Source organism: Fastidiosipila sp., from assembly GCA_012511175.1.
GTDB lineage: Bacteria > Bacillota > Clostridia > Saccharofermentanales > DTU023 > UBA4923.
Genome location: JAAZGO010000024.1, coordinates 1 through 17,339 on the forward strand (window position 1 = coordinate 1; position 17,339 = coordinate 17,339).

General features: G+C 52.1%; 15 protein-coding genes. 3 read left to right on the forward strand and 12 right to left on the reverse strand.

Annotated elements, in window-relative coordinates:
• Positions 1 to 1,191, forward strand: a 1,191-nt coding sequence (locus tag GX839_04600; protein ID NLB04737.1) for an amidohydrolase family protein, incomplete at its 5' end; no start/stop codon positions are given.
• Positions 1,188 to 2,522, forward strand: a complete 1,335-nt coding sequence (locus GX839_04605; protein ID NLB04738.1) for an amidohydrolase family protein — start codon at positions 1,188 to 1,190, stop codon at positions 2,520 to 2,522. The genes GX839_04600 and GX839_04605, both read left to right, overlap by 4 nt.
• Before the next feature lie 98 nt (positions 2,523 to 2,620).
• Here GX839_04605 and GX839_04610 read toward each other — a convergent pair whose 3' ends face one another.
• From GX839_04610 to GX839_04625, 4 genes are all read right to left on the reverse strand, one after another.
• Positions 2,621 to 3,871, reverse strand: coding sequence for a 2-oxo acid dehydrogenase subunit E2 (locus tag GX839_04610; GenBank protein ID NLB04739.1), 1,251 nt, complete (start codon positions 3,869 to 3,871; stop codon positions 2,621 to 2,623).
• 20 nt (positions 3,872 to 3,891) lie between these two features.
• Complete coding sequence (locus tag GX839_04615) at positions 3,892 to 4,872, reverse strand: alpha-ketoacid dehydrogenase subunit beta (protein NLB04740.1); 981 nt, start codon at positions 4,870 to 4,872, stop codon at positions 3,892 to 3,894.
• Positions 4,865 to 5,851, reverse strand: coding sequence for a thiamine pyrophosphate-dependent dehydrogenase E1 component subunit alpha (locus GX839_04620; protein ID NLB04741.1), 987 nt, complete (start codon positions 5,849 to 5,851; stop codon positions 4,865 to 4,867). Before GX839_04620 ends, GX839_04615 begins: the two co-directional genes overlap by 8 nt.
• Before the next feature lie 302 nt (positions 5,852 to 6,153).
• On the reverse strand, positions 6,154 to 7,188 hold the full coding sequence (locus tag GX839_04625) for a lipoate--protein ligase (protein ID NLB04742.1): 1,035 nt from the start codon (positions 7,186 to 7,188) through the stop codon (positions 6,154 to 6,156).
• Between the two features lie 173 nt (positions 7,189 to 7,361).
• Here GX839_04625 and mch point away from each other — a divergent pair, with 173 nt between their 5' ends.
• The gene (mch, locus tag GX839_04630; GenBank protein NLB04743.1) at positions 7,362 to 8,357 is read left to right on the forward strand and encodes a methenyltetrahydromethanopterin cyclohydrolase; all 996 of its coding nucleotides are present in this window, start codon (positions 7,362 to 7,364) and stop codon (positions 8,355 to 8,357) included.
• Between the two features lie 44 nt (positions 8,358 to 8,401).
• Here mch and GX839_04635 read toward each other — a convergent pair whose 3' ends face one another.
• The 8 genes from GX839_04635 to fhcD form a co-directional block, all read right to left on the reverse strand.
• On the reverse strand, positions 8,402 to 9,619 hold the full coding sequence (locus GX839_04635; protein ID NLB04744.1) for a YgeY family selenium metabolism-linked hydrolase: 1,218 nt from the start codon (positions 9,617 to 9,619) through the stop codon (positions 8,402 to 8,404).
• A 24-nt stretch (positions 9,620 to 9,643) separates the two neighbouring features.
• Complete coding sequence (locus tag GX839_04640) at positions 9,644 to 10,798, reverse strand: epoxyqueuosine reductase (protein NLB04745.1); 1,155 nt, start codon at positions 10,796 to 10,798, stop codon at positions 9,644 to 9,646.
• 508 nt (positions 10,799 to 11,306) lie between these two features.
• Positions 11,307 to 12,176, reverse strand: coding sequence for a RimK family alpha-L-glutamate ligase (locus GX839_04645; GenBank protein ID NLB04746.1), 870 nt, complete (start codon positions 12,174 to 12,176; stop codon positions 11,307 to 11,309).
• Positions 12,173 to 12,931: a hypothetical protein gene (locus GX839_04650; protein ID NLB04747.1), complete on the reverse strand. Its 759-nt coding sequence runs from the start codon at positions 12,929 to 12,931 to the stop codon at positions 12,173 to 12,175. The genes GX839_04645 and GX839_04650 overlap by 4 nt, the downstream gene beginning before the upstream one ends.
• Position 12,932: 1 nt before the next feature.
• A complete protein-coding gene (locus tag GX839_04655) occupies positions 12,933 to 14,459 on the reverse strand; it encodes an amidohydrolase family protein (GenBank protein NLB04748.1) in 1,527 nt (508 codons plus the stop codon).
• Positions 14,453 to 15,364 carry a hypothetical protein gene (locus tag GX839_04660; GenBank protein NLB04749.1) on the reverse strand — a complete coding sequence of 304 codons (912 nt, stop codon included), beginning with the start codon at positions 15,362 to 15,364 and terminating at the stop codon, positions 14,453 to 14,455. Before GX839_04660 ends, GX839_04655 begins: the two co-directional genes overlap by 7 nt.
• Positions 15,354 to 16,430 carry an ATP-grasp domain-containing protein gene (locus GX839_04665; GenBank protein ID NLB04750.1) on the reverse strand — a complete coding sequence of 359 codons (1,077 nt, stop codon included), beginning with the start codon at positions 16,428 to 16,430 and terminating at the stop codon, positions 15,354 to 15,356. Before GX839_04665 ends, GX839_04660 begins: the two co-directional genes overlap by 11 nt.
• Entirely contained in the window at positions 16,427 to 17,305 is an 879-nt protein-coding gene (gene fhcD / locus GX839_04670) for a formylmethanofuran--tetrahydromethanopterin N-formyltransferase (protein NLB04751.1), read from the reverse strand. The genes GX839_04665 and fhcD overlap by 4 nt, the downstream gene beginning before the upstream one ends.
• Positions 17,306 to 17,339 lie beyond the last annotated feature (34 nt).

The window sequence follows — 17,339 nt, forward strand, 5'->3', positions numbered from 1 at the left end:
CCATCAGAGGAAACCATCGACGCAAGCGGATTATTCGTTATCCCGGGCTTGATCGATCCCCATGTGCATCTGGCCATGAGAAACCGGTTTGCGCAGAGTGCTGATGATTTTGAATCGGGCAGCATTGCGGCTGCTTATGGCGGAGTCACCACCATCATCGATTTTCTCGACGAGGCCACTTCAGCCCTGGAAGTAAAACAACGCTTCGATGAGCGAATGAAAGTGGCTGTAAATGTGCATATAGACTTCACCTTGCATGCCGCCGTCAAAGATATCGCCGATGATCCGGAAAATATCGCTTCCGCCGCTCTTGAACTGGGAATGCCCACCATCAAGCTCTATACCACCTACAAGGCAGATGGATCCTATTCATCACCGCGAACTGTGGAGGCCATGATTCGCCGCTCCGCCAAGGGCGATCTTCTGATCCTCTGCCACAGTGAAAAGGATGACATGCTTGATCTTGTCAATCCGAATGTCTCGGATCATAGTCTGAACCGGCCCCCCGAATCGGAGGTTGAACAGGTTCGGGAGATTGCCGGATGGGTCAGGCAGTACCGTGGCCGTGCCTACATCGTGCACACCAGTTGCGGAAGTACCATCCAGATGCTTAAGAATGAGTTCGCAGATATTCTGGGATCGAATCTTTTTATCGAGGGATGCCCGCAATATTTCCTGTTTAATGACAGCGTCTATCAGGGGCCGGATGCTCCTCTTTATACGATGACACCCCCTATAAGACCCGTTAAGGAGCAGGAATTGCTGAATAAGTATTGGCGTGACATCGACTGCTTCGCCACCGATCATTGTCCCTTCCTAAAAAAATACAAGTTTAAACCCAGCCTGCAGGAAATTCCCATGGGATGCGGCGGCATTGAGCATTCCTTCAGCGTGCTCCATCCACTTTTCGGTGACGCTGTAATTGACCGCTTTACGGAAAATACCGCACGCCTGCACGGGCTCTACCCGCGTAAGGGCGTTTTGCGGGCTGGCAGCGACGCAGACATCACAATCTTCAGCAAGACCGCTCCCGCCAGGCGGATCGATCATTCCGCTGCCGATTATTCGATTTATGCAAATGTCCCCCGCGATGTTGAGATTGTTTCTGTCATCTCCCGCGGTTCTTTTGTAATCAGGAATGGAGTCCACCAGCACCATCGGGGTCAGTATCTTGAAAGGAGGCTGTTATGAAAGCATTAAAAGCGAGATGGCTTGTCATCTCTTCCGAGGAAGTGAGAGAGAATGCCGGATTCATTTTCCAAGATGACAAAATTGTCGGCATCCTGTCGAATTCCGAAATTGAAGAAATGGAAATTGCCGGCGATCTCGGCGAAGTGATCGATGCCACGAAAGAAATTGTCTGCCCTGGCTTCATCAACTCGCATATGCACCAATATGGCTTGATATCCCATGGCATGATCCCGCGCTCAATGATTCGCAACTTCGATTCTTTCCTTGCGGATTATTGGTGGCCGGATATCGAGGACCAGCTCCGCAAGGAGGACTTGGTCGCGGGAACGTATGTCTCTGCCGCCGAATTGTTGCACTCAGGCTGTGTCGCTCTCTGTGATATTCTGGAAGCTCCCTTCATCGAAGAGGATGCCTTGATCGCTCAGGGAGAGGCACTGGAATCAATTGGCATGCGTGCCGTTGTCTCATTGGAATCCTCTGAACGTGTCAGCTACGAGAACGGCCTCCGGGGCTTGCATATGAATCGCGATGCCGTACGTCATTTCAGGAACAGCGAGCTGGTTCGCGGCGCCATCTGCACCCATACAACATTCTCCTGCAGCGAAGCCTTTATCCGCCTGGCGAGCGATATAGCACTCACTGAGGGGGCCATGATGCAGTTTCATCTTTCTGAAAGCTCATATGAACCGGAAAGAATCATGCGCGAATACGGCACCAAACCCGTCAAAATATATGAGAAAGCGGGCGCCCTGCATCCGACAACACTGGCATCCCAATGCGTCAAGGTCGATGAAGAGGAAATCTCCCTGATGGCGAAATATGGAATCAAAGCGTCTCACATGCCCATCAGCAACTGCGAGGTCGGGGGCGGCATCGCGCCGATCCCCTCTCTCTTGGACGCGGGAATTGATGTGGGTATCGGAACTGACGGGTTTGTCAATAATTTCTTTGAATTAATGCGGGCAACCTTCCTGATCCACAAAGCGAATCATGAACGAACCGATATTATGCCCGCCTCCCTGGTTTTTAAGATGGCCACCGAAATGGGAGCCAAAGCGATGGGCCTGACCCGCTCCGGTTTGTTACGCGAAAACTTTGTACCTGATTTCGTTATCATCCGCGCTGCTTATCCAACCCCCGTGCTCCCCGCCAATATCTATGACCAGATTGTCGTTTACTCGGAGCCTGCCTATGTGCGCGACGTCTACATCGGAGGACATGCGATCGTGAAAGAGGGCCGCATTACAAGTTTCGACGAGGCAGCAGCCAGAAGAAGGCTGATGGAACGAACCGAGCTGCTCTGGCACGATCAGGGAAGACCCCGGTCTTAAATAGATACTGATCCCTCGGGCACAAGAAAGCAGGGTGGCCGCTGTCAAAGCGGCCATCCTGCCTTTTTTCTAACTATTAAGCAAGTGATCCTGAAGAATCAGAATTCCGGAAAATGCTGCAGTGTGTCCACGACCTGTTTTAGAAAACGCGCGGCCGGCCCCCCATTGATGATACGGTGATCGTAAGTGAGGCTTAAATACATAACCGGCGCAATCGTCATATTGCCCTGATTGACTACAATCTGTTCGCGCATTGCACCGACACCCAACAGCGCCCCCTCTGGCGGATTGAGCACGGGTGTGAAGTAGGTGACGCCCATATTCCCCATATTACTGACGGTTATCGATGCATCGCCCAGCTCCTCGTATTGCAGTGCGTTGTTCCTGGCGCGCTCCGTCAAATCGCGCAATGTCAGCGCAATCGTTCTCAGATCCATAAGGTTGGCATCACGAATCACCGGAACGATCAGGCTGTCGTCCGGTAAATCAACGGCAACACCGATTGAAATGCGGTTGGATATCCGCACTTGCTCCTCATCGATCAAGGTCGTCCGAATTCTGGGGTGATCCTCCAGAGCCATCGCTACCGCCTTGATTATGCACGCCGTATAGGTCAGTCTGACACCTTCCTCAGCGTATCGATCCTTGAGCTCACGATACACTGAAACAAGATTCGTCATATCCGCTTCGGTTGCAATGGTGGTCTGGGCTGAACCAGTCATGCTGTCATGCATGGTCTGCGCAGTCTTCTTTTCAATCGAAGAGAGCTTCCTGACATAATCTGTCCCTGATCCCGCAACAAATCCGGGCACTGGTGCGGGGGAAGGAACTGCAAGGTCTGCCTGAACTGCCCCATCCGAACGTGGTTTTCCGTGTTTCTTAAGATCGTCGACCGTAATCGCACCGAGGAGGCCCGTCCCTTTGATGTGGCCGTAGAGGAGATTCTGTTCTTCAGCCAGTTTCCTGGCCCTCGGCGTAATGGCAACCTCGCCCGCAACTGAACTGGCCTGGGTCTCGGCTTCAGGCAGAAGCTCCTGCTCTGCTTCAGCTGCCGATCCATATTCCGGCATGGCTTCAGGAGTTCCGGATGATTCTGTCAAAGCCTCCTCAGCCGATTCCGTCATCAATGCAATCACTTCTCCACAAGGAACAGTGTCTCCTTCCTCAGCGAGGTACTTTCGCATGTAGCCATCTTCAGGACTGATGACCGAATTGGTTATTTTATCGGTTGACACTTCGGCCAGGATATCGCCTTTCGCCACTTTTTGTCCAACCTCGACCAACCATTCGTCAATGGTTCCTTCTTCCATGGTGAGGCCAAATTTCGGCATTGTAATTTGAATGAGCATCTATTAATCCCCCTTATGCCCTAGCCGTAATGAACCAGGTCTCTGCAGGATGCCAGCAAATCATCCTTTTGCGGCATCACGCTGTCTTCCAGCACAGGAGCAAAGGGAACCGGCGTGTCTTTTGATGTTACACGCTTGATCGGGGCGCTTAAGTATTCGAAAGCGTCTTCTGTCACCATTGCCGAAAATTCAGCTGCCCATCCACCGACTTTCGGACCTTCCTGAAGGAGAACAAGACGACTTGTCTTCGCAACCGAATTCAGCAGTGTTTCCTTGTCGTACGGGAAAATGGTGCGGGGATTGACGATCTCAACAGATATACCCTCTTGTTCCAGAGTCCGGGCCGCTTCATCAGCCATCTGAAGCATCGTCTGGGTGGCAACGACGGTCACATCGGTACCTTCGCGTTCAACAACCGCTTTATAAAGCGGTAATTCGTAATACTCTTCCGGGACTTCACCCTTGACATTGTAAAGTTTTTTGTGCTCCAGAAAGATGACCGGATTATTGGATTGAATGGCCGATGTCAGCAGGCCTTTGGCTTCATAAGGCGTGGAGGGACAGACGATCACCAGGCCGGGTGTGTTGAGGAACCAGGCTTCAACGTTGGCCGAATGGTGATACGCGCACCGGATACCGGCGCCTTGCGGCATACGCAGTGTGAGCCCGCAAGATGTTTTGCCCTGAAACATATAACCCAGCTTGGCTGCATTGTTAACAATCTGATCAAAGGCAACCCCGGCAAAATCAGCAAACATCATTTCCGCGACCGGTTTAAGGCCACAGACAGCGGCCCCACATGACAGGCCAACGATCGCCGCTTCAGAAAGAGCCGTATCTTTCACGCGGTTGGGCCACTTTGCCCACAGACCCTGGGTGATACCGAAGTCGCCACCCATCTTCGCAACGTCTTCGCCTATGACAAATACTCGTTCATCTTTTTCCATGACTTGATGCAGGGCTTCGTTGATGGCCATCCCATAAGAAAGCTTTCTAGCCATTGTTTACCTCCACTTTTCTGTCCGCATAAACGTACTTCGTTGCCATTTCAAGATCAGGCTCAGGACTCTCCAACGAAAACTTCAACATTTCCATGACATGGTCTTTCTCCTCGTTTTCGATCTTCTCGAGCTCTTTCTCCGGCACTCCTTCACGTTCCAACAGAATATTCTTAAGCCGCATCAAAGGGCATTTTTTCCTCCATTCCTCAACTTCCTCGTCAGGGCGATAAGCTGCAGGGTCACCGGCAAAGTGTCCCTGCCACCGATAAGTGACAAATTCCAGCAAAGTCGGTCCTTCCCCTTTTCTCGCCCTCTCCACCGCAGGCTCCATCGCAGATACAACGGCTTCGATATCGTTTCCGTCAACACGAAAACTGGGTACTCCGTAACCCTCGCCCCAGGTTTTCAATTCTTTTTGCGGGTGGACGTCATCCGTGTGCGTGGAAATCGCGTAGAAGTTATTCAGCAGGCAATAGACAATCGGCAAATTCCATGTCGCCGCCATATTCATGCTCTCATGACAGGTCCCTTCACCCAGGGTGCCATCACCAAAGAAGATGGCAGTCACATCATCCGTATTATTGTAAACAGAAGCAAATGCCGTCCCCAGCCCTGTGACCATGGTTGAACCCTGGATGCCGTTGAATCCCATATTTCTGCATTCAAGATCATTGATATGCATTGAGCCGCCGCGCCCATGGTTGATTCCCGTATTTTTGCCAAATATCTCGGCCATCACAAGCTTCGGATCTGTCCCGCAGAGCGCGATGGCGCCGTGCCCCCGGTGATCGGGGAATTTATAGTCCGTTTTTTTCAGACAATCCACGACCCCCGCCTGGCACGCTTCCTGCCCCGTGGATAAATGGACAAATCCGGGGATCGTCCCGTTCGCCGCATACTGCTCAATCACATTCTCGAATTGACGGATCATGAACATGTCGCGATACAGTTTCAGTAATCTCTTTTTTGGTAGTTTCATATAAGCTCCTATATGTGATTGTATTCATGCCACAAGGCACCAAACAGCCGAAGCTGTTGCATCCAATGGTTCGATAAACTTTTGTGCACTGAACAGATCGGCATCAGCTCAAAACGGTACCCGCTCCTACTGGAAAGCGGACGCAAACCGCTCAGATCATGCTAGTAAATTTGAAGGAGGATGTCAAGCGTCCTGATCGCTGAAGAGCCGTGAACCGCAGAAGAAACGACCGACCCATCGGCACAACCCCGGCGCTTCCGGAAAGGCAATACCGGCAACTTCCATGTCCGCCTGCGCCACCTTCATTCGCCCTGGTGCTTGTCTTCCCCCATAATTGTTCCGACAATCCCGTTCCGGGTGAGCCCTCCAAAATACAAGTCAAGACGACTCATTGAACCTGTGGTTGATTCCTCGAATTTCTTCAAGACTGCTTCCACGGATTCCCTGCTGTAAACAACACCAACCAGGGCGGATGCCACCTCATCCGAATCAAGCCATCCAAGGTAGTCGCCCTCAAAATGACAGTGTTCGATACGGGAATGGTGCACCAATAGTTTCACTGTTAATTCTCCCTTGTCAAAACGGCGGCTGTATGAAACATTGAATGAAGGATTTTTGCCGAAGGTCCATTCATCATTTCGGTATTTGCTTTCAGCCAATGCAAGGATTGCCCGCTTCTCCTTCTCGCTTGGTTCATATGGCAAATATGTCTCTGAATCCATAAAGGCATTCAGGAGGAGTTGTTTGAACTCCAGGATGTCAAGGGATTGTGGCAAATGGTCTGCAATTCGGGTCACGCGTGATCTTACGGAAGGAACACCTTTTGAGACGATTTTTTCCTTATTGACCGTCAAAACCCGGACTAGGACACCCAGATCAGAAGAATAAAGCAAAGTACCGTGAAAGAGAACACGATCGCCAACGACGCGCGCCGCACTGCCTGAAATCTTTCTTCCTTCCACCAAGAGGTCATTACGGCCACTGATCTCCGCGTCGATACCAAGAGTTGCCAACGCGGTTTGCACCGGCTGCAAAAATTGATGAAAATCGAGGTGATCCAGATCCGTTTCCAGGCGGATAAAAGAATAACAAAGATTTCCCAGGTCATGGTACACTGCGCCGCCACCCGTAGTACGGCGAACCAGGTGAATACTATGGGATCTCAAATAATCGTAATCAACCTCACTGTACGTGTTCTGAAAGGCGCCAACGACGACGGTTGGTTCATTTCGCCACAGCATGATAATGGGATCATCAAATGCGGCATGACGTAGATAATACTCTTCGTAAGCAAGATTGAGAGCCGGATCCGTCGTGTTGGTTTCGATAACAAACATAAATCCCTTATCAAGCACGCTTCTCTTATTCTTCCTCTACTTGAGCCGGAATATAATGCCTGCGGCCTGTCTTTCAATATATAATAAACCTCTGGGACACGAAAGCCAGCCCGCCCCGCTTGCGACAATTCGATAACTTATGGGTCTCAACTGTGCGAAAATGATGATCCCGCATGAAAGAAAAATTAATACGAAAAGAGGTTGCCTCCATGCAACTAAGCAAACGAAGCGTTGAGTTGATCGAGAAAGATATCCTGCCCCGTGCAGAAGCGTTAGGCTGTGCGGTGACCACCCTCTCGTGTGGCGCGACAGTCATTGATATGGGAATTCACGTACCTGGAAGCTGGGAGGCGGGTCGTCTTTTTACTCAAGTGTCCTTGGGAGGGCTGGGAGAAGTCTCTTTCAGCCGGTTTTGCCAGGGGCAGGTCGACCTGCCGGCTGTCGCGGTTACCCTGCCGCATCCTCAGGAAGCCTGTCTGTCATCACAGTTTTCAAGTTGGAAAATCAAGCAAACGGGAAGCTACCGCTTGTACGGTTTTGGGTCAGGACCTGCACGGGCCATTGCCCGGCAAGATGATGTCGCCAGGATGTGGCATTACCGCGACAGCTGGCACGCCACGGCCCTGTGTGTACAAACAGCGGAAATGCCGGATAACGAAATTGCTTTGGAGGTTTCCAGGGCTTGCGATGTTGACCCCTCTCGCGTTTATCTTCTGGCGGCAACAACGGGCAGCCTGGTTGGCTGTATTCAGATTTGCGCCCGTATGCCTGAAGTGGCCCTCTGGGGGTTGGCTGTCAACGGCTTCCCGCTGGAAACCGTTCTTGGCTTTGATGGTTACGGGGTTGTCGCACCCTGTGCAAGGGATGAGCTTCTTGCAATGGACCGCGTCAATAATTCCATCTTTTATGGTTCGTACGCACGCCTGCTGGTTGACTGTGAAGATCATGCGATCGAGCGTATTCTGCCAATGATGTCCTTTGCTGACACGATCCACGCGGGAAAAACATTTGGCAAGTTATTTGAAGAAGCCAACTACAACATTTACAACATGGACTTGAGTGTCCATAAAGTGGCTGTGTGCGAACTGAATAACCTTCGAAGCGGCAGGTCATTTCGCACAGGATCCTTCAATCCGGATATACTCTACGCTAGTTTTTATGGCCCCTAAACCGACCTCCGGCACTTCCCTCCTTCAGGAATGGGAGAAATGCCTTATTCGGCATGCTTGGACACATACAGCGGCAATGCTGCATAAAACTGTATCGCTTTCAAATACTCGTCAACCTGAACCCTGTCCCGGTTGGAGTGGCAAAAGGCCTCGTCTCCCGGACCGAAGCCGATCGAGGGGATTCCCAAACGGCCACAAAAATGGGTCGCATTCGTGCAAAAGGACCACTTGGTGATAACGGGTTCATTTGAAAACAGATCCCGAAAGGTTTCGACCCCTGCTTGTACCAATGGATGGTTTTCGGGCAGCACCCAGGATGGCAAATAATCAACCATCTCGATCTCGTAGCCTGAATAGGTCTTCACGTGCTCCGTATTGACCCGAATCTCGACTCCTTCAATGTCCTGATCCAAGCAACGGGCTTCCATCAGGAGATCTTCGAGCGATTCATTTGCAGCAGTACGGCGGTCACAAGTGATGATGACTTGACCGGGAATCGTGTTGAGTGATGGTGTCTTGCACTCAAGACATGTCACTTCGATGGAACCCTTCCCCAAAAAAGGATCCTCCGGAAAATCCTGATAGTCGTCAATCGCTTTGATAATCGGCAGTGCTTTGACAAGCGCATTGTCTCCGCGCCAGGCTGCCGATGCATGTGCCGCTTTTCCCGGAACCAGGAACTGAAGCAGGGCTCTGCCTTTATGGCCACGCATAATGCGTAGTCCGCTTGCTTCGGCAACCAGAACAAAATCCGGCTTTATATCGAAATTTTCCTTCAACATGGCTTCAACGCTGGCACCTGTGACGGCTTCCTCCGAGACTGAACCCGAGACCCAGAGCGTGACATGATTGGCCAGACCAAGCTCCTTGACAATTCGCCCCGCCCAAGTGATGCCCATAAGGCAGCCCTTGTCGTCACAGGCGCCCCGCCCGTGAATAGCTCCGCCCGCAAGCTGTCCTGAGAGCGGCGGATATTCCCATTCTTTCTCATCACCGAGTGAAACAGTATCAATATGCGCATCGTAAAGAATGACGCGAGGTCCGTGTCCAACCCTGCCCAAAACATTCCCAACCGGGTCGATCCGAACTTCATCGTAACCGTAAGTTCTCATTTTGTCGGCCAGGAAGCGAACCGCTCTCCCCTCATTAAATGTGACACTCTCAATTGCAACAAGGCTCGAAAGATCCTGGACGATAACCTCCCGGTACACTTCAACCATCGCTCTGATACGGCTGATCTGTCCTGCGTCACTCCGCTCCATTTGCCCTCCCGCCAAAACAAGTCTCTAGCCTTTGGACTCGATGGAATCGAGCGCCTGGCTAATCTCAAGACGTACGTCAGGGTCGCTTTCCTGATTTAATCGCGTCTCCAGCAATGCCTTCCCCTTGTCTGTTCCGATTTGTCCGATCGCCCAGGCCACATGGGACCGGATCATCGCGTCATCATTGTCGAGCTCCCGGCCCAGATCATCAAGATAACGGGGATCATGGGTATTACCCAGAGCGACTGCCGCGTTGCGCTGAAAATAGCGTGGTTTCAGATCAAAGTTGTAGCCGATGGGTTGAACGTATTTCTCGAAATAATCTTCTTCCATGTGCAGCATGCCCACAAGTGAAAACTCCTTTGATATCTTTTCAAGAAGCGGATCTTTCGGCAGCTCCATCCGCAATCGCTTGGCATTGCGCGGACACACTTCCTGACAAATATCGCAGCCGAAGACCGCCTCGCCCATTTGTTTTCTGACCTGGTGAGGAATGCTGTCGGTCACGCCAAAACCGGTTTCGTCCTTCGCCATTGAGGTATTAAAATTGATGCAGAGACGCGGTACCAGCCGGAAAGGCGCGTACAGCGCCTGGGTTGGACAGGCATCGATACATGCAGTACAGCCGGGTGGACACTTGCAGGTTGTCTCATCGACGGGTGTATCGTAGTCGAGTTCACGGTCAACCACGAGGGCTGAAAGATAGATAAAGGACCCCGTTCCGTCCACAAAAGCGAAATTATTACGTCCTGTATTGGTTATGCCAGCGCGCATACCGAGCCTGCGTTCCGGAAGCATCAAGAACGGCGCAACCTGGATCCCCTTGGAGCGGATGAAGTCTTCAACGGATTGGAGCCGTAAACCCGCAATGCGCGGTGCAAAAGCGTTCATGGTACGTGATTGGTAAACACGGCCGACTTTGCCCAGCATATTCTCCGGAAAAGAGGTACGAAAATAATCATAGGCCATAACAATGATGGACTTGGCCGGTGGCCACACCTCTTTCGGTCTGGCGGCAAGCAATGGCTGATACGGTCCTTCTGTATAAAAATCATAGAGATCCCCTCGTGAGAGAAGTTCTTGAATGTGATCTTCAAAATCGTCTGCCGGTGCGATTCCGACACGGCAGTATCCCTGATCCAGGGCAAATTGCTTTATTTGTTCTGCGAGCGTAACCATTATGCGCCCTCCTTCTTTTTCATCTGGTAACCGGTTTCAGGTCACTTGTGACAGGTTGTCCTTTGGCAGCCATTGCTTCATGGAGCCTACACAAACCTGCACAGGATCAGCCGGCTGCGGCCATGTTGGCCCGGTATGTTTTTTGTTTTTTATCGTAGCCCTGAAAATTCCGCTCGTAAGAGCGCCACGGAACTGGCGTGGCAGAATACAGTATAGCTGCCAGTCAGTTCATAGGAATTATCTGCCGGCGGAGCAGGATCGCCTGATCCGTTCAATTATGTCGGGCAAAACTCTTTCGCACGATATAAGCACAGGGGGTGTATACCACGCGCCCGGTGTCTTTCAAAATACATGCAAATCCTTTCTTTGATTCAACTGCTTCCCCTCCGGAGACAAAAGAATTCAACCATCAAAACTGAAATCCATTCTGCTCTTCTTAAATAAATATATCAAATCACAGGATTTTGCGTCCAATGAAATCGGGGAGTACCAGCTCTTGGCGTGCAGCTCAGTTTTCGCCTGTTTTCTTTAGCAGATACCGGGCAATTTCCAGAGGAATATCCACATCCGACACGAGAGATAATCCCCGCCATGCGGGGGAGCCGTTGACTTCACTCACATAATATGTTCCGTCCTTGGCCGGTAACAGATCAACTCCCGCCATCTCGGCACCAATAACGGAGGCAGCTTTCAGCGCTAAACTTTTGATAGATGGAGACGGTCGGTAAGGAATGGGTTTACCTCCCAGTGCGCAATTGGCGCGCCACTCGACCCCAATCCGCCGCATCGCTGCGACCACTCTGCCTCCAAGGACAAAGACACGGATATCCTGTTGATCACACTGGATAAAACGTTGCAAATAGAGAACGGCACCATTGGAAACAAGCTCGCGAAATGACCGTTCAGCCGTTTCCTCATCGGTAAGCCGCAGCATCCCTTTTCCCCCTGATCCAAAAAGCGGTTTATAGACCACATCGCCGCCCAGGCTGTGAAAAGCTTCCACGCCTTCGTCGACCCTTTCTGTAACGATGGTGGGTGGGACAGGTAAACCGTGTTCGGCTAGAAGCGACGAAGTATAGTACTTGTCGACTGTCTTTTCGATCGTTTTAGGCGAGTTCAGAAATACAACCCCACGGCGCTCCAAGGCGTACAAAGCATCCATTCTGAAGATGATCTGTTCCAACGAACCACTTGGAATCGCACGTAACACCGCACCATCACACCCATTGAACAGGTCCGGAAGATTCGGAGAGTGGGCATGGAGTGTCAGTTGATCGATCGGAATGAAGTTTGATACAGCTCCTAAACGGACGAACGCTGATAAAAGTTGTTTGGAGTGAAACCCTGGTTTTGACCCTGTGATGATAAATTTTTTCACTCAGTTTTCTCCGCGACAAAGATTTCAGCCTTGCAAAGTCCGCTTTTGGCACCACGATAACGCTGGAATAGCACGTGCTGCCATGAGGCGGGAAAAGGGAGATCTGCCTTTTCCATTTCCGAAAACAGCAGCTGCAAAAACGATGAAGGAAGCTTCTCTGTCACATAGAAATCCTTCGAAATTTCTGTTTCACAGGGAAGGATCATGCTGCCGCGATCCATACCGGGGCCAATCCGGACGTGCGGGCTAAGTCTTTCTGTGACAACAACCGTTCCTCCCCGCATATCCCGTCCGATTGCAGGACCATCCATTTGCCTGACCAGAACGAGTCCGCGGCGCATACGCCAACCTAATTCCCCACTTGCTTTCCCCTCAATCAGAACGACACCGTTCTGCATGTAATTGCAACAATCGCCCATGGCATGACCTGAAACGCGAAGACATCCACCCTCCATGTCCCTCGCAAGCCCCGGCCCGACATCTCCCTGGATCCATAGATTTCCCTTCTTCAGGCCAGAGCCAATCCCCATAGCACGTGAACAGTCCCCTTTGAAGACCAGCATGTTCTCCTCCCCGTGTTCGAACTGAATATCGAAAAGGCTGTCGCTGGACAGGAGCTCCCGTCCCATGCGAATACGGAGGCCAGTCAAGCTGGAACCGGAAAACGACTCTCCAAGCTGGTCGGCAACGGCTGAAAAGGGTGACAGATCCATCCACGTCCAGGGTGAATCCCTGAAAGTCAGTATGACCTTCATATCAGGCAGTCTCTCCTTTCCTCTTCAAAGTTCGCACCCCATTGTCGTCGAGGAATCGATCCGTCAAAAAGGTTTGATCAAAATCGATACTCATCCGGTGCAGAAGTTTTTTCTTGACAGATGCCCGGTCATAGTCGGGAAACGGTGTTCGCCAGATGGAGGCTGTTTGTTGCCAGCCAAGAGCAGGGTCAAGAGGCACGCCTTCCTTGATGACCTGGCGCGGTTCCCGGAACATTCGCCCGCGGTCAGGCAGGTCACGATAGATAACCAGATCGGCGTCCGCGCCAATCCCCAGCTGTCCCTTGTTGGCGAGACCAAGCGATGAAGCAGGGCCTGATCGCGTCAGTCTGGCAATTTCCGACAAGCTGAACTCCCTTTGAATGCTTTTCAAGCAGGAGCGAGAGAGTGCCTTGCTGTTTAATTTCCCCGCCTCCGCATCACGGAATGCCTTATCCATCAGCAGCTGGATCAAGTAGGGGTAAGCCCGGAATGATCCCCCGTTCGGATAGTCGGTCGTCAGCATGCATTGTTCCGGATTCCGGGTAAGCAGCAGAAGCTCAAGCCCGGCCAACCACTGGATCGAACCCATGTAAGAGCGCTTATATTCCAATGGGAGTGCGCTGAGCGTGCCGTCCTCCTCCCATTGTTGTTTCATCAGACCACTGCAGGCACGACGGCCACTCAGGTATTCCGCAAATCCAGCATCGGCCGTCACTACCTCTGCCGGACCGAAAACAACGGCACCGACATCCGATGTGAGCTGAGGATTATCGTTAAGACAGCGCGCCAATTCCTGTGAAGCCGTGGTCAATCTGCCCTTATTGTCAGTTTTATAAGCGTAAAATTGTAAATGAGCCAGATGCAATCGGCGTCCCCGGGCCCGATTCACCGTATCCACAACCATCCGCCAGGCATCTCGTTGGCCGAGAAAAGGGTGATGCAGGTGAAGTGCGTGTGGCAGATCGAGGTATTCGTTGGCGTCAATCAGGCGATCAATCATCTTCTCCGGGGAGAGTCTGTCGGACGTCATCCCTCCGCACGGGTTGATGCACTTTAGACCGTAAGCAGCGGATATGTCAAGCGTAAAAGAAAGATATTCCCGTAAAGCCGCATCTTCGCCTGTTTCAAGTAAAGCAAGAAGTGTTGGATTCTCGCCCAACCAGACAAGATTCATCTTGTCCGGCCCCCCGCAGGCTCCTTCCAGAATCGCCTGCCGCGCGCTGAGGGCAGGCATAGCCGCGTTGACCACAGCGGTGTAGCCCAGAGCCAGATAGTCCTGGGAAATGGATTTTACACCCGGTACCACCTTCGATTGCGACTGCCGGACCAATTGAAGCGGATAGCCACAGACATGGCTGTGAATGTCGACAGCTCCCGCCATTACGACATCCCCGGCTGCATCCAGTGTTTTGCCCTGGAACAAGGCCGGTTCTGGAATGATCTTCCCATCCCTGACCCAAAGGTCGGCCGACTCCCCCTGTTTCCCATTGACAGGATCGAACAGACGGGCGTTCATAATCTTCAGCATGCTTTTACCTCGGACAGCAATCCTTTCAAAACATATCGTATAGACGGGTAAGGTGATCCCATTTTCCCGTATTGCGTGAGAACCATGCCGTCGGGACGGAGGATGGTGTATTCCTCTTCGGCTTGGACCGCACTTTGGAGACCGTCACAGGCATCCGGCGGACAAGCTGAAGGGCCTATGGCAATCAAAGGAATACCGTCCAAACGGGGGTCCACGCCACTTTCACCCAACCGTAAAACCAGATCCGTTACCTTGGCATCACATAAACTGACTACATCAAAACAACGGTCAGCGCGAGGTATGCCGCCTGACCAGACAGACGCTGCACCGCCTGCTTCTTCCAATGCAATTTCGTATGCACCCGCAGCATTGCGACCGAGAACATCCTGCCCGCTTTCCCATTGCATGGCCCCCGACAGTCTTCCCTGGTGGAGGAGCGGATTCAGCCAATCGAAAAGTTCCGGAACAAGCACGGCTTGCCTGAAAACCAAGACCGGCTCGCACCGGCGCATAAGCTCGACTACATCCTCAAGTTCTGAAATCCTGTCATTTCCAGGCGCCCTGCCCCGCAAAGAGGCATGGAGAGACGGCCAGACCTGGACTTCGGCCAGTGCATCGCAGCGAATGACAGGAATATCTGGTGAAAGAACTATTTCCGATGGCAAATCAGAGCTGCCCACGAAAATCACAGCCGGTGCACGGAGCATCGTGCCGACCGTGAGCGTCGAGCTCAGGCGCGGGGTAACAGAAATATAGGCACCAAGCGCTTCGGCCAATCGAAACGCAAGGCGCTGTTCTTCCAGCGATAACTCCCACAGACCGTATATTGCCGGTGCACGGGACCGGCGCATGGCACCTGCAATCCTGGCCACCTTGCGATTTATCTGATCCCAATCAACAGGCATGATTCTTCTCCAGTCGCTCGTAAAGCAAATCTGCTTTCACCAGCAAGGCATTCAGGCACGCGTCACGGGTGTCAGCTTCTGCGAAAACCGTACACAGGGGGTGCTGTGGCTTGATTATCTCGCCGGGCATCGGGACATCAGCCATTCCATCCTGTAACCATTCTAGCGAATTAGAAGGAACATGCACGCCCGAATCCGGAGCATAAAGCACTGCTTTGCCAACTGCTCCGACCGGCAGGTCAGTGACAGGCGGAAGCTGTCCTTCAATTTGGGCAATCGCGGGAAGAAATCCTGGAATTCTCTCAAGCAATTCGAATGAACCGCACCATCGCGGATTGATCTCCAGCAGAAGCGGTTCGCAGTCCTCACCCATGATGAAATCAATGCCGTTCAGCCCAACCAGATGGTATTCCCGAGTTAGGCATCGCGCGATGGAAGTCAGACGGGCGAGCAGCTCCTCATTCCAGTCCCGAAGCAGAATATTTCCACAGTAGGCGTATCCTGGCACATGGAGAGTTTCGCTGATCTTCCGATCGAAGCCCAGTTGTTCTGTCACTCCCAAAAGCGTGACCTCACCCTCTGAGGCAAAGAAGCTGGCCGAAAAGGATTGGGCTTCTTGTTTTTCCTGTAAAATGGATCCCCTGGGTATTTTTCCCCCTGTCCATGGGCGCACGCCGGTTCCGCCGTGCCGGGAAGGATTCTTCTCCAGAATCTGCACATGGTCGGGCAGTTCAGCGGCTGAAAACCAGGTAGGGGGGAACCCGATGCCCGCACAATCCAGAAAATCAAACCAAGCCCGGATATCAGCTAAGCGGCGGAGCGTGTCAGCTGAGTTGCCACTGATCTTCCCCGGGAATGATTCCACCAGCGCCTCGGCGTTTGAACCATAAAGCAACACATCGTAATGGGCTCGTTGCTGCAATGCTTCATTAAGCGAAATAACCGGAATGCCTCGTATCTTTAAATCAGCATCCCCGTACGCGTCCGCTGCGGTGACATGGTATCCTGCATCATGCAAAGAACAAGCCGGACTTCGCACTGACCAGCCGGCGACCAGCACCCTCATGAGAAGAGTTCCCACAAGGGAATGCGGACTTTTCCAAGGTTACCCCCATAATTGCCGGCTGTGATCCGGACAATACCATCGATGGCAGCGGCTTCAATTCCAGCTTTCATCGCACGTCTGACATCGTTCTCGTGTTCACCGCAAAGGACAATTTCATAGCAGCAATTCACTTCCGCCCCGATTTCTGAATCAGTCAAATAAGCTAATGACGGACAGAAGAGATGATTCGTCGAAGCACGAAGATTTTTATACCTGGATCCCACTTTGCTTCCCGAACGCACAATACCGCCAGGGAACGGCAAAATAACACGCCCGCTGGAGCGCATGGCGGCTACAGCGCATTCCGCAGCCTTCAAAGCAGCCTCGCGTGACCGCCCCAGAAGAATCAAGTTGCCGTCGGTTGCATTTTCAAAAGATCCGAACGATTCTTCAACCAGGAATTCGCCGTCCATAACAGGGATACGCCAGAACCTGCGGCCAAATAGCAACTTTGACATCTGGTGTCCATCTCCAAAGTAACGTAAGCTGCTTCCCACCTTAATGGGCTGGCCGCCCATGGTTCCGTTAAAGCATGCGGTCGTCGGACAGGTGAGCACACATTGGCCCACCCGAGCGATCGTCTGCTCTTCCAGCATCTGTCGTGTGAGAGACAAGATCACAATCGATACGCCGGGACGTCCATCCGGGCCCGCTTCGATTTCCGATTCAATATCCGCTTCACAACCACAGGCGACTACCGAAGTGGCGAAACCGGTTGCCTTCCTTCCGGCCTCCCTGGCCCACTCCAGGCTGTCTGCAGTAACCAGGAAACGCGTTCCCACCATATGGAAGCCTTCGGCAAACGTATTTTCAATCTCAACACCGTTAATCTTCATGATGCCCGTACCCCTGCCGGAAGAAAGGGCTCTG

Coding starts and splice junctions, on each gene's coding strand:
- GX839_04665 (NLB04750.1), bottom strand. CDS start 16,430: ATGAGGGTGCTGGTCGCCGGCTGGTCAGTGCGAAGTCCGGCTTGTTCT.
- GX839_04625 (NLB04742.1), bottom strand. CDS start 7,188: ATGTTTGTTATCGAAACCAACACGACGGATCCGGCTCTCAATCTTGCT.
- GX839_04650 (NLB04747.1), bottom strand. CDS start 12,931: ATGAAGGTCATACTGACTTTCAGGGATTCACCCTGGACGTGGATGGAT.
- GX839_04660 (NLB04749.1), bottom strand. CDS start 15,364: ATGCCTGTTGATTGGGATCAGATAAATCGCAAGGTGGCCAGGATTGCA.
- mch (NLB04743.1), top strand. CDS start 7,362: ATGAAAGAAAAATTAATACGAAAAGAGGTTGCCTCCATGCAACTAAGC.
- GX839_04655 (NLB04748.1), bottom strand. CDS start 14,459: ATGCTGAAGATTATGAACGCCCGTCTGTTCGATCCTGTCAATGGGAAA.
- GX839_04635 (NLB04744.1), bottom strand. CDS start 9,619: ATGGAGCGGAGTGACGCAGGACAGATCAGCCGTATCAGAGCGATGGTT.
- GX839_04610 (NLB04739.1), bottom strand. CDS start 3,871: ATGCTCATTCAAATTACAATGCCGAAATTTGGCCTCACCATGGAAGAA.
- GX839_04640 (NLB04745.1), bottom strand. CDS start 10,798: ATGGTTACGCTCGCAGAACAAATAAAGCAATTTGCCCTGGATCAGGGA.
- GX839_04620 (NLB04741.1), bottom strand. CDS start 5,851: ATGAAACTACCAAAAAAGAGATTACTGAAACTGTATCGCGACATGTTC.
- GX839_04615 (NLB04740.1), bottom strand. CDS start 4,872: ATGGCTAGAAAGCTTTCTTATGGGATGGCCATCAACGAAGCCCTGCAT.
- fhcD (NLB04751.1), bottom strand. CDS start 17,305: ATGAAGATTAACGGTGTTGAGATTGAAAATACGTTTGCCGAAGGCTTC.
- GX839_04605 (NLB04738.1), top strand. CDS start 1,188: ATGAAAGCATTAAAAGCGAGATGGCTTGTCATCTCTTCCGAGGAAGTG.